The organism is Methylobacterium sp. WL1 (assembly GCF_008000895.1).
Classification (GTDB): Bacteria; Pseudomonadota; Alphaproteobacteria; order Rhizobiales; family Beijerinckiaceae; genus Methylobacterium.
Map to the genome: position 1 here is coordinate 6,036,209 of NZ_CP042823.1, position 11,897 is coordinate 6,048,105.

Genomic DNA, 11,897 nt, shown 5'->3' on the forward strand with positions numbered 1-11,897 from the left:
ATGCGCTTTTTGCGCCGCGGATGGCGATTTTGAAGAGCGAGAACCAAACGATGTTAGTTTTTTTAGCCAATTGCCGCGCTTAACCCGACATGATGGACCAACATATGTTGTGCCATGCGCCCGGGTTGTTCCCGGCGCCGGGAATAAGCGTGTGGGTATGCCGGCGATAAGGCTGCGGCGAGCTTCGGCCGGTGCTGGTGATCGACGGGAGGGGGCCTTGTCTGCGGACCGGCCCAAGCGTGCGACGCGGCCGGGTCGGCGGTACCCAGTGCCGAACGTTACGCGTCGGGCCCGCGCGCTTGTTTGCCGGCGTCCGACGCGTAGGCGTTGAGGATCGCCGCCAGCAGGCCCGGAAACCGCGCCTCCACCTCGGCGCAGCGCGAGTGGTTGCGCATCTCCACTCCGTGGCGCTCGCTCCGGATCAGGCCCGCCTCACGCAGCACCTTGAAGTGCGCGGACAGCGACGATTTCGGGATGACCCGGTCGCCCAGGGCGGAGACGGCGGAACAGGCTTCGACGCAGCCCGACCGCATGATCTGCGCGTAAATCGCCGCCCGATTCGGGTCGGACAGGGCGTGGAGGATCGCCTCCGGTCGGATGTCCTCGATGGCGGGGTGAAACAGCGGCCTCATGATTTCCGCATGTAGGGTCTTGATCCGCGCACCGTTAGTTCCGAAATTCCGAACTATGGGACTAAGGCGGCCATACCGGCGCCGGTCCCGTGCCGAGGTTAGCACACATGTCGAAGCTCGAGGGCAAGGTCGCCGTGGTCACCGGCGCATCGAAGGGCATCGGGGCCGGAATCGCAACGGCGCTGGCGCGGGAGGGCGCCGCGGTCGTGGTCAATTACGCCAGCAGCCGGGCGGATGCCGAGGCCGTGACCGCGGCCATCAACGCGGAGGGCGGCAAGGCCATCGCGGTGCAGGGCGACGTATCCAAGGCTGCCCAGGCGCAGGGCTTGATCGCGGCCACCGTGACGCAGTTCGGCCGGCTCGACGTGCTGGTCAACAATTCCGGCGTCTACGAGTTCGCCACGCTGGAGGAGATCACGGAGGCGCATTACCGCCGGCTGTTCGACGTCAACGTGCTGGGTGTCCTGCTGACCAGCCAGGCCGCCGCGCCGCATCTCGGCGAAGGCGCGAGCATCATCAACATCTCGTCGGCCATCACCCACGTGCACACGCCCGCCGCCGCGGCCTATGCCGGGACCAAGGGGGCGCTGAACGCGATCTCGGGCGTCCTGGCCAATGAGCTGGCGCCCCGCCGGATTCGCGTGAACGTGGTCAGCCCGGGCTTCGTGGTGACCGAGGGCACGCATACGGCCGGAATCGTCGGCTCCGAGATGGAGGCCGGCTTCATCGCCCAAACGCCGCTCGGCCGCGCCGGACGACCGGACGACATCGCTGGCGTGGTCACGTTCCTGGCCTCCGACGACGCCCGATGGCTGACCGGCGAGGTGATCACCGCCAGCGGCGGGATCCGCTGATCCGCAACGCCCGATTCCGCGTGGTCATCGGCGACGGGGCCGCGCGGGTTCCCGAAACGGTCGTGCCGTAGGCGCACGCCGTTGCCCCGAGGCGGGTATTCCAGGTGATTCGTCTCGACAGCTGGCTTCTGCCGTTCGGGACGATACGCCAAGCCTTGTACGGTGGAGACGGGCACCAGTTCCGGGACAGCACGCCGCCTTATTACGAAGCGCGGGCCGCCCGCTGCCGTGATCGGCGCCGATGGCGCCAAAAAGGGGTGCGTTCCCTGTAGGGCTGCGACGCGGTCCGGATTGCTTCACGATCCGGAACGGCCTTAGACCGAAACGCGGTCGAAGGGAGCGGACGTGTCGGTCCTCCAACGTCACAATGTGCGGGTCGCAGGATCCGGCGAGACTGCCATGGTCTTCGCCCACGGGTTCGGCTGTGATCAGAACATGTGGCGCTTCGTGGCACCTGCGTTCGAGAACCGCTTCCGCACCGTCTTGTTCGACCATATCGGCGCCGGCGGGTCGGATCTGTCGGCCTACGACCCGGTGAAATACGCAACCCTGGCGGGCTACGCCGACGACGTCGTGGCGGTGTCGCGTGCGCTCGGCGTGAGGGGCGGCGTGTTCGTCGGCCATTCGGTGAGCGCGATGATCGGCATCCTCGCCTGGAAGCGGGCGCCAGACCTGTTCGACAGCCTCGTCCTGGTCTGCCCGTCGCCGCGCTACATCGACGACGGCGATTACGTCGGCGGCTTCACTCCGGCGCAGGTGGAGGAACTGCTCGACTTCCTCGACAGCAACCACATGGGCTGGTCGCACACGATGGCCCCAGTGATCATGGGCAACCCCGATCGGCCGGAACTCGGGCAGGAACTCACCAACAGCTTCTGCCGCACGGATCCCGAGATCGCCAAGCGCTTCGCCCGGACCACCTTCACGTCGGACAACCGGGCTGACCTGGATGGCGTCACCGCCCGATGCCTCGTCATCCAGTGCTCGGACGACATCGTCGCGCCGCAGCAAGTCGGCGCGTATGTCCACCGCAAGCTGCCGAACAGCACGCTGGTCCATTTCGAGGCGTCGGGCCATTGCCCGAACCTGAGCGCCCCGGAGGAGACCATCGCGGCGATCGAGGCCTTCGTCCTTGGCGGCTAAGGGCGACGCGCCGCCCTGCGCCCCCGGGCCGGACGTCGACGACCTCGAAGACCTCTTCGAGAACGCCCCGTGCGGCTACGCCTCGGCCCTGCCGGACGGGCGGTTCTCCCGGGTCAACCGGACGCTGGCCAACTGGCTGGGCTATCCGCCCGCGGAACTCGTCGGACGCAGGTTCCTCGATCTGCTGACCATTGCGGGCAAGATCTATTACGAGACCCATTTCGCGCCGCTCCTGCGCCTGCAGGGATCGTTCAAGGAGGTGGCGTTCGATCTGGTGCGCCGCGACGGAACGACCCTGCCGGTCATCGCCAACGCAGTCGTCCGCCGGGACGACGCGGGCGACGTCCGCTTCATCCGGATCACCGCGTTCGATGCCTCGGACCGCCGCCGCTACGAGCGCGATCTCCTGGAGGCCCGCCGCCACGCCGACCAGGCAAGGATCGCCTTGCAAGACCTCAACCTGACGCTGGAGGCCCGGGTGGCGGAACGGGCCCGCGCCCTCGATCGGGCGTGGCGGCTCTCCCCGGATCTGTTGGTGGCGGCGGATGCCGTGGGCGTCGTGACGGCCGTGAATGCCGCCTGGACGACCCTGCTCGGCTGGCAGTCCGCCGATCTCGTCGGGCAAAAAGTCTCCGCGTTCATCCACCCGGACGACCTTGCGGCGGCCCAGGCTGCGCTGGCCGGAATCGTGACGGCTCCCGTGAGTGTCCCGTTCGAGTCCCGCCTGCGGCACGTGGACGGGAGTTATCGCCGCTTCGCCTGGACGGGGGCGTTCGAGGACGGGCAGATCTACGGAACCGGCCGGCATACCACCGCGCAGCACGAGCAGGCCGACGCGCTGCAGCGAGCGGAGGAGGCGCTGCGCCAGTCGCAGAAGCTGGAGGCGGTCGGCCAGCTTACCGGCGGCGTCGCCCACGACTTCAACAACCTGCTGACCATCATCCGCTCGTCAGTGGACTTCCTGCGCCGCCCCGACCTGCCGGCGGAAAGGCGCGACCGCTACATGGATGCCGTGTCCGACACGGTCGACCGCGCCACGAAGCTGACGAGCCAGCTCCTGGCCTTCGCCCGGCGCCAGACGCTCAAGCCCGAGGCGTTCGAAGTCGGCGAGCGCCTGCGCGGCGTGGCCGACATGCTCAACACCCTGACGGGTGCGCGCATCCAGATGCGCACCGACCTGCCGGCCGCACCCTGCTACGTGAAGGCGGATCTCAGCCAGTTCGAGACCGCCTTGGTCAACATGGCGGTCAACGCTCGTGACGCCATGGACGGCGAAGGCACGCTCACGCTCCGGTTGACCTGCGCCAGCGCCCTGCCGCCGATCCGCGGCCACGCGGCCGCCCTCGGTCCGTTCGCGGCAGTGTCGCTCACCGATACCGGGACCGGCATCGCGCCGGACATGCTCAGCCGCATCTTCGAGCCGTTCTACACCACCAAGGAGGTCGGCAAGGGCACCGGCCTCGGGCTCAGCCAGGTGTTCGGGTTTGCCAAGCAATCCGGTGGCGACGTCGCCGTTCACAGCGTCGTCGGCAGTGGCACGACCTTCACGCTCTACCTGCCGGAGATCGACGTCGTGGCGCCGGAGGACCTTGTGGTCCCCTATCTCCGCGAGGGTTTTCCGGCGGGCGGCGGCCAGCACGTCCTGATCGTCGAGGACAATGTCGAGGTCGGGCGCTTCGCCACCCAGATCCTGGAGGATATCGGCTACCGGGCGACCTGGGCGGCCAACGCCGAGGATGCGATCGAGAAGCTCGGGCCGGACGGCGCCGGCTTCGATGTGGTGTTCTCCGACGTGGTGATGCCCGGCATGGGCGGCATCGCGCTTGCGCGGCTGCTCCAGCGCCGGATACCGAACCTGCCGGTGCTGCTGGCGACCGGCTACAGCCACGTCCTGGCCCAGGACGGGCTGCACGGGTTCGAGCTGATCCACAAGCCATACTCGGCCGATCAGCTCGGCCGCATTCTCGGCCGCGTGCTGTCGCCGGCGTTCGGGCAAACGATGACGGAGATCGAGCCGCGAGGGTGACGTTCCGGCTCAGAGACGCGGGCCAGGTCCGACGGCATGCGCCAATCTCCCGCCCGGGTGGCAGCCGAGAACGCGGCACGGAAGTAAGAGCGACGGGCCACAGAGGGCCATACTCATCCACGGATCCCAGGTTTCCGCGGACCCTTCAGCCGCTGCCCCGTCGCGGAGACCATAGTTGCCGGCCAGGCGGGGCAGCCATATGCCGCCCGTTACTGCAAACACCTGGGAAGGGTCGAGACCTGCGCGTCTTGCACTTGCAGATGACGGCAACTGCTTGCCGACGGGATCGGGTGTTCACTGTCTGCCATTGCCTTTGGCCCGCAAGCCTTCGGGAATGTCCCGTCTCTGGACGGGGACAGGAAGATTCCGGGCGCGCCGCATCCTCTGCCCGGAGCGGCGAACCGGAAAGCTTAGCATTCGGGGAGCACGATGCGTGAGGCCGCTCGCTACCGACGTGGAAGCTGGTTCGCCGTAAACACTCGCGTGAACGCGGGGACCGTGAGGCGAGCCTGAGCGTATCAGCGCAACGCCGCAGGCCAAGACTTCGAGCACGATCGATCGACCCCGACGGCAAGCGGTGGGCCGGCCCAGAGGAAAACGGCGGCGCGCGCAAGCGGCCGCGAACACCCGGCGCCTTTGAGGAGCCCGGCTATCCAATCGGAAAGTCCCGATCCGCCCTACGCGTCGTCAGCTGGAACGAGGGTCTTCAACGCCTCGTTGACGCGGTCCTGCCAGCCCGGGCCGTCCTTCTGGAAATGGGCCAACACGGCGCTGTCGAGGCGCAACGTGACCATCTCGCGCGCGCCCGGGACCGCCGTCGGGCGGGGAGCCGACGGCGCGGGTGGTGGAGGAGCAGCGGCGGGCTTGGCGGTCGTGGCGGCTTTGAAAGCCGCCTCGGCGGCCGCGCGCGGATCGGTGAAGCGGCGGCGGTTGCGATCGTCGGCCATCGGCCCTCAGTCCTTCGCGACGGCTTTCTTCGGCGCGGCCTTCTTGGCGGCACCTTTTGCAGTCTTGCTCGCGATCTTGGCGGCGGCCTTGGCTTCCTTCTCGGCAACCTTGGCTTGCACCTCGGCGGCCTTGACCTCGGCCTCGGCCGCTTCCTTGGCGAGACGCAGCGAACGCAGCTTCAGCGTCCGCTCGTCGATCGCCTTGATCGACGCGTGGTGCTCGGCCATCGCCTGCGCGCCCTCGCGGGCCATGCGCTCGGCCCGCTCCGCACGCTCGGCGCGGTTGTCGGCCCGGGTCTTCGCTTCCGCTTCCGCGTCGCGGATGTCCTCGGCCTCGTCGAGGTCGGTCTCAGTCTCGTCGCTCATCCTGTGCCTTTCGCCCCGGTCCAGCGGAACCGCGTCCTGCGCGTCGCGCGCCGGAACGGTCTCTGGAGCGGGTCCGGCCTGTTCGAGGGGTGAAGGGGCAAGGCCGGATGATCCGCCCCGCCGCGCCGTCCTGAGACGACTGTTCGAGGCCGTGATCGCAAAGGCACTAGCACGCTCCCGCGCCGGATGGCGAATCCGGCCTGTTGATCGTGCTCGACAGACGAACGTATTCGTCTCGGATCGTGGAGCGCCTGTTCAATCGAAACCGGCGCCTCTGCCTCGGCGCGCGCCGTCTATTCGCTCTCAGCGCACGCGATAGTTGAGCGGGATCGTCACCGAAAGGCTCGGTTGCGTCACGCCGGGGGGCGCCGGCGGCAGGCCGCCCCGCACCGCCGCCAGGGCGGCGCTGTCGATCTGGCCTACGCCGCTGGACCGGGCGAGGCCCGCGCCCGACACCGCCCCCGAACGCATCACCGTGAACCGGACCATGGCGGTACCTCCGGCGGTGCCGGCGGCGGCGCCTGGATTCATCCGACCATGGATCGCCGCGCTGATCGCTCCGGTCCATTGCCGCAGCGCGCTCGGATCGCTGCCCGCGGCGGCCCGGCCGGCGGCGTTCTGGCGCGATGCCGACGCCGAGTTGCGCGCCTCGGCCCCCTGCTGGGCCTTGGCCTGCTTCGCCTTCGCTTCGCGGGCTGCCTTCTGCTTCGCTTCGCGGATCTCCTCGAGACGCTCCTCGCGCTTCTGCTCGCGCAGCTTCTCTTCGCGGATCTTGCGCAGCTTCGCCTCGCGCTCGGCCTTGATCTTGGCCGGATCCGGCGTCGGCTTCGGCGGCTCCTCGGTCTTGGCGACCTCGGTCGGCGGCGGCGCCAGCGGCTCGGCGGACTCGGCTGTCGAGGTGATGACCTCGCTCTGGGCCTCCACCGGAACGACCTCCTGCGGCGGCTCGGTGACGGCCTCGGTCTCGTCCGGCTTGACCTCGGTCATCTCGGGCGGTGGCGGCTGCACGGCCTCGTCGGGCGGCAGCTCCACCGGCTTCGCCTCCGGAGGCGCGGCCTGGCTCATCTGCTGCTCCGCCGGAGCCTCGGTCGAGGCCTCGGTCATCACCGGCGCCAGATCGATCGAGATCTGCTGCTCGCCGGGGGGCGCCGGCGGTGTCAGCCGATAGAACATCACCGCCACGAGCACGAGCGCGTGCAGCGCGAACGCGACCAGGAAGGCGGCGAGCAGCCCGGTCGGGCGCGGCTCGCCGGGCCCGGCCGACAGATCCGTCGAAGTCAGCGTGCTCATGGATGTCAGCGGGCGGTCTCTGCGGGGGCGGCCGGTGCCGCCGGGGCGGGGCCGCCCGGCGACTGCGCGATCAGCGACACCTTGGTGAAGCCTGCCTGCCCGACGAGGCCCATCACCTGCATGATCTTGCCGTAGGGCACGTCCCGGTCACCCCGGACCAGGATCACCTGATCCTTGTCGGCCGACGCCATCTCGCGCAGGCGCGGAACCAGGCTGTCCATGGTGAACACCTCCTTGGCGATCGACGGGTTGCCGTCCTTGTCGACCGTGACCTCCTGCGGCTTCTTCGACTGCGCGACCTTGGCGGCTGCGGTCTTGGGCAACTGTACCGGCACGCCGGTCGTCATCAGCGGCGCGGCGACCATGAAGATGATCAGCAGGACCAGCATCACGTCGACCATGGGGGTCACGTTGATGTCCGACATCGGCAGGTCGTCGTTGTCGTCATCGTCGCTTGCGCGGGGCGATGCCATCGCCATGGCGGCGTCTCCGAATGAAGGTGTTCGGCCCGGTTCGAGCCAGGGTTCGAGGCGTCCTCGGCCGCAGCACGTCGCCGACCGGTTGGGCGCCTTGGATCAGGGGCGGCGCGCCGGGCCCGCTCGCGAAGGGCCCCTGCGCCGCAGGAGACCTACTCGGCGGCTGCGCGGTGCTGTCCGGCCCCCGTCCGCTCGCGGGCGAGGCGATCGCCCAGCAACGAGATGTAGGACGTGAAAGAGCTCTGGATGCCGCCGATGTCGCCCGCGAGCTTGTTGTAGGCCATCACGGCCGGGATCGCGACGACCAGGCCGATGGCGGTGGCGAACAACGCCTCGGCGATGCCGGGGGCGACGACGGCGAGCGAGGTGTCCTGGCTCCGTGCGATCGACGAGAAGGAGTTCATGATGCCCCAGACCGTGCCGAACAGGCCGACGAACGGGGCTGTCGAACCCGAGGTTGCCAGCAGCGACAGGCCGGTGCGCAAACGCTTCACCTCGAGGCCCAGCGCGCCGCGCATGGCCCGCTCGATCCGCTCGCGCCGCTCGGCCCGGGTCTCCGTCGGGTCCTGGTCGCGCCACGCATCGATGGCGGCCTTCACGACGTGGCCAGTCAGGCCCTTGTGATTGCCGTCGAGGCTGCCACCGGACCGCACCAGCTTCTCGAACGCCTTCGCCTGACGCCGGGCCGCGGAGAGCCGGATGATCTTCTCGAACACCACCGTCCAGCACGCGATCGAGGCGATGACCAGCAGGATCATCACGCCCTTCACGATCGGGTCGGCCTGCAGGAACAGGCCGAGGAACGAGAAGTCGTGGGCGACCTCGGTCGGGGCTTGTGTCGGGTCCATCGCGGGCTCCTGGGATCGTGGTGTCACGCGGCCGGGGGCCGCCATCGCATCGAGGGGCGGCGAAAGCCGCTGGCCGTCCGGCGGCGCGCCGCCGGGCGGTGTGGTCGAACAGACCCTTATGGCGCCCGCATCAACGGTCGAAGGCGAGGCCGGCCTTGCTCTCGGTCTCAGTCCGCTCCAGGCATGCCTCGCGGGCGGCATCGCCGCCATCGCAGGCCAGAACGTCGTTCAGCAGCACTCGTCCGACCTTGCCGCAGGCGATGCCCGGGAAGTCGAAGATCTTCACGATGGTCTTGCGGGCCGGCAGGGGGCCGAGTTCCACCGCGACGCGCTTCTGGGCGACGCCTTCGGGATCGAACGCGAACAGGTCGACCTTGTACGATTTGAGGCCAACGCCCTTGGCATTGTCGACCACCATGGTCACCCGGCAGGCCTCGCCCGCGGTCTCCAGCTTGTTGAGTTGCAGCTTCAGCGGCGTCTTATCGGCGCCGGCGTCCTGCGCCAGCGCGGAGGCGACAAGGAGCGCTGAGAGTGCGAAGCACGCGGCCGTATCGAGGGCGATCCGACCGATCCGTCGGCGGTACAGTGGGACGCTCAAGGCAAGCACCAGGCTGATTTCCTCTTTTCTCAGGGTCGGCTGTCGCCGGACCAGACCGTCGAAGCGGCCGACTCAGTGAAGCACGACCCGCCGCGGGCAGGCTGCCGGCGCTAGGCGCTCCGCCGCCGCGTCGAGGGTCGCCACGGCGGCACGGACCGCCTCGACCAGGCGGGGCGCCGCTTCCCGCCCCGTGATTTCGGCGGCGGCCTCTTCAAGTTCCGCCCAGAGCCGACGTCGTCCACGACCGATTAGGGCGACCAGGGCGCATTCGTGGCCGGTGACCCGGCAACAGCTCGCAGGCATGAAGGACCAGTCGTCCTCGCGCTCCGCCCGGAGCGCACGCACAATCGCAACCACGCTCGCGACGAAACGGCAGCCTTCCGTTGCGCCAAGCAGCTGCTCCGCGCCGTCGTAGGCGGCATTCCAGCAGGCGATGTCGCTGGTCATATATCCGGCCGCGACGAACCGAGCGACCGACAGGGCCAGGATATCGGCCTCATCGCCGCACACGTCGGCGACCCGCTGCATTGCCGCATGACTGGCCGGTGTCGAAGGCGCGCTCATTGGGACTCCGCTCCGTCCCGTCGGGTTCGGGAACTTCCGGCGAGTGTCCGCCCGAACCGGACGATCACCAGTCGGGGCAGTAGCTATGGGCGCTTCCTGGATCAAGGCCCGACGAGAAAATCAGAGCAGTTCCAAACTGTTAGTTGGAAGCGTGGCCATTCTCGGACTTGCTGGAATATCCCGGCTTAATCTGCCGAAAGGTCCCAATTCCTCGATTGTTTTCGCGGTGTACCTCTCCTTCCCACGGGGAAATTTCTCGGTTCCCTTGATGGGGTTGGCGCGCTTGGCCATATCCGATTTACCGGCGGCGTTCCGCCCGGCGGAGCGCTGTCCCGGACGGGCTCCATGGAGTCGAGGTGCTCGGAGATCCGCGGGCTGCGGCTAGCCCTCGTGTCGGAGGCCTCGCTGTGAGGATGGCGGCCGCGATGACTCGACCCTCGCCTTTCGGGCACCCGTTCCTGCTCGGCTTCGACGAGATCGAGCAGGCGCTCGACCGGGTCGCCAAGGGCGCCAACGACGGGTATCCCCCCTACAATATCGAACGGTTGCCCCGCACGGAGCGCGAGCCCGAACGCTTGCGCATCACGCTCGCGGTGGCTGGCTTCACCCAGGATCAACTCGACGTGACGCTCGAGGAAAATCAGCTGGTCGTCCGCGGCCGGCAGGTGGACGAGCGTGAGCGGCACTTCCTGCACCGTGGCATCGCGGCGCGGCAGTTCCAGCGGACGTTTTTGCTGGCCGACGGCATGGAAGTGCTGGGGGCAGATCTCGCCAACGGCCTGCTCTCCATCGATCTCGTCCGCCCGGAGCCCGACCGGATCGTGCGCAAGATCGATATCGGCGCGCGTGGCTAGTGCAACGGCGATCGCGGGTGCGGCGTGAACGCAGCCCGGCGATGCCCGCGGTCGATTGATTGGCCGCCGAAACACACCACATCAGGATGGAACCACCGGTGCCTCCGGGACCGGAGGTAGACGCTCTGCCACCCTAGGAGGGCTAAACATGACGAACTTGAACGCATCGCCCCTCACCCCCGCCGATCTCGACCCGACCGAGTTCAACCCGGCAGATCTCGCGGCGCTCGGCGAGGGCCATATCGCCTACGTTCGCCCGATACGTTCCGATGAGGTCCGTCGCCTGTTCCCGCAGGCTCCGGAACTGATGCCCGGCCTCGACCTGTTCGCACTCCTCTCGGCGAGCGGCGAGCCGATCATGCTGGCCGATTCCCGCGACGTGGTGCTGGCCAATGCCGTGGCCCAGGATCTCCACGCCGTCAGCCTGCACTGACGCCGGGCAGACCGTCTTCGGTCAGCTGATTGCTGCCACCGCCGCCACGAGCCGCGCAATGTCCTGCGGTCGTGACAGGCGGTGGTCTCCGTCCGCGATCAGCGTGAGCACGGTACCCTCGGCGGGAAGGCGGCTCACCGTTTTCAGGGCGTGCTGGTACGGCACGTCCCGGTCGCGCATCCCCTGCAGGATGTGGACGGGGCAGGCAGGGTCGAAGGGGTGCTCGAGCAGCCTGTTGCTCCGGCCGTCCTCGATCAGCGCCAGGGTGATCGGATCTGGCTCCGGCGCATAGTCGCTTGGCCTCCGGAGCACGCCGTCTCGCGTCAACGCTGCGCGGGCGGGCCCGTCGAGATTGGACCAGATCAGATCCTCGGTGAAGTCCAGGGCCGGTGCGATCAGCACCAGTGCCGCAGTCGTCTGGCCGCGTGCGGCGCGGTCGCGGGCGGCCAGGCTTGCGATCCAGCCGCCCATCGACGAACCGACCAGGATCGGCGGCTCGGGCACGTAGGCCGACAGGACGGCTTGCGCGTCCTCCAGCCAGGACGAGATGGTGCAGTCGGCGAAGGTGCCGCCGGAGGCGCCGTGGCCGGCATAGTCGAACCGCACCAGGGCGCGCTTTTCCTCGGTGGCCCACGCGTCCAGGGCCGCGGCTTTTGTGGCGGTCATGTCGGAGCGGAATCCCCCGAGCCAGACCACCGGGGGCCCGGCGCCTTCTCGAACCCGCACGGCGATCTTGCGTGCTGCGTCACCTTCACCGACGCTGATGAAGGTCGGCCCTGTATCGGTCATCGATCTCTCCGGTAGGCCTATCTCGGGCTTGAAGAAGTCCATCCCTGACCGGATCGGCTTCAACCTGCGTTTACCAG

14 protein-coding genes are annotated in these 11,897 nt (G+C 68.5%); 5 read left to right on the forward strand and 9 right to left on the reverse strand.

Annotated features, from left to right (window positions below):
- Positions 1–278: 278 nt before the first annotated feature.
- A complete protein-coding gene (locus tag FVA80_RS29365; RefSeq protein WP_147905894.1) occupies positions 279–632 on the reverse strand; it encodes a helix-turn-helix domain-containing protein in 354 nt (117 codons plus the stop codon).
- 107 nt (positions 633–739) lie between these two features.
- On the opposite strand from FVA80_RS29365, the gene FVA80_RS29370 reads away from it, so the two are divergent.
- From FVA80_RS29370 to FVA80_RS29380, 3 genes are all read left to right on the forward strand, one after another.
- A complete protein-coding gene (locus FVA80_RS29370; RefSeq protein ID WP_147905893.1) occupies positions 740–1,486 on the forward strand; it encodes a glucose 1-dehydrogenase in 747 nt (248 codons plus the stop codon).
- A gap of 399 nt (positions 1,487–1,885) precedes the next feature.
- Positions 1,886–2,629 carry an alpha/beta hydrolase gene (locus FVA80_RS29375; RefSeq protein WP_147905892.1) on the forward strand — a complete coding sequence of 248 codons (744 nt, stop codon included), beginning with the start codon at positions 1,886–1,888 and terminating at the stop codon, positions 2,627–2,629.
- Positions 2,619–4,655 (forward strand): PAS domain S-box protein, encoded by a 2,037-nt coding sequence (locus FVA80_RS29380; protein ID WP_147905891.1) that lies wholly within the window; start codon positions 2,619–2,621, stop codon positions 4,653–4,655. Before FVA80_RS29375 ends, FVA80_RS29380 begins: the two co-directional genes overlap by 11 nt.
- A 677-nt stretch (positions 4,656–5,332) precedes the next feature.
- Here FVA80_RS29380 and FVA80_RS29385 read toward each other — a convergent pair.
- The 7 genes from FVA80_RS29385 to FVA80_RS29415 form a co-directional block, all read right to left on the reverse strand.
- Positions 5,333–5,602, reverse strand: a complete 270-nt coding sequence (locus tag FVA80_RS29385) for a BrnA antitoxin family protein (protein ID WP_147854718.1) — start codon at positions 5,600–5,602, stop codon at positions 5,333–5,335.
- 6 nt (positions 5,603–5,608) lie between these two features.
- Complete coding sequence (locus tag FVA80_RS29390) at positions 5,609–5,968, reverse strand: hypothetical protein (protein WP_147905890.1); 360 nt, start codon at positions 5,966–5,968, stop codon at positions 5,609–5,611.
- 303 nt (positions 5,969–6,271) lie between these two features.
- Positions 6,272–7,258, reverse strand: coding sequence for an energy transducer TonB (locus tag FVA80_RS29395; protein ID WP_147905889.1), 987 nt, complete (start codon positions 7,256–7,258; stop codon positions 6,272–6,274).
- A 5-nt stretch (positions 7,259–7,263) separates the two neighbouring features.
- Entirely contained in the window at positions 7,264–7,737 is a 474-nt protein-coding gene (locus FVA80_RS29400) for an ExbD/TolR family protein (protein WP_147905888.1), read from the reverse strand.
- A gap of 149 nt (positions 7,738–7,886) precedes the next feature.
- Positions 7,887–8,582, reverse strand: coding sequence for a MotA/TolQ/ExbB proton channel family protein (locus FVA80_RS29405; protein WP_147854539.1), 696 nt, complete (start codon positions 8,580–8,582; stop codon positions 7,887–7,889).
- A 130-nt stretch (positions 8,583–8,712) separates the two neighbouring features.
- Positions 8,713–9,189, reverse strand: coding sequence for a Tat pathway signal protein (locus tag FVA80_RS29410; RefSeq protein WP_147905887.1), 477 nt, complete (start codon positions 9,187–9,189; stop codon positions 8,713–8,715).
- A 63-nt stretch (positions 9,190–9,252) separates the two neighbouring features.
- Positions 9,253–9,744, reverse strand: a complete 492-nt coding sequence (locus tag FVA80_RS29415) for a hypothetical protein (protein ID WP_147905886.1) — start codon at positions 9,742–9,744, stop codon at positions 9,253–9,255.
- A gap of 425 nt (positions 9,745–10,169) precedes the next feature.
- Between FVA80_RS29415 and FVA80_RS29420 the strand changes: the two genes are divergently transcribed.
- Positions 10,170–10,598, forward strand: coding sequence for an Hsp20 family protein (locus tag FVA80_RS29420; protein ID WP_147906003.1), 429 nt, complete (start codon positions 10,170–10,172; stop codon positions 10,596–10,598).
- A 148-nt stretch (positions 10,599–10,746) separates the two neighbouring features.
- The gene (locus tag FVA80_RS29425; protein ID WP_147854535.1) at positions 10,747–11,031 is read left to right on the forward strand and encodes a DUF1150 domain-containing protein; all 285 of its coding nucleotides are present in this window, start codon (positions 10,747–10,749) and stop codon (positions 11,029–11,031) included.
- A 21-nt stretch (positions 11,032–11,052) separates the two neighbouring features.
- On the opposite strand, the gene FVA80_RS29430 is transcribed toward FVA80_RS29425, so the two are convergent.
- Positions 11,053–11,820 carry an alpha/beta hydrolase gene (locus tag FVA80_RS29430; protein ID WP_147905885.1) on the reverse strand — a complete coding sequence of 256 codons (768 nt, stop codon included), beginning with the start codon at positions 11,818–11,820 and terminating at the stop codon, positions 11,053–11,055.
- Between the last annotated feature and the right edge of the window lie 77 nt (positions 11,821–11,897).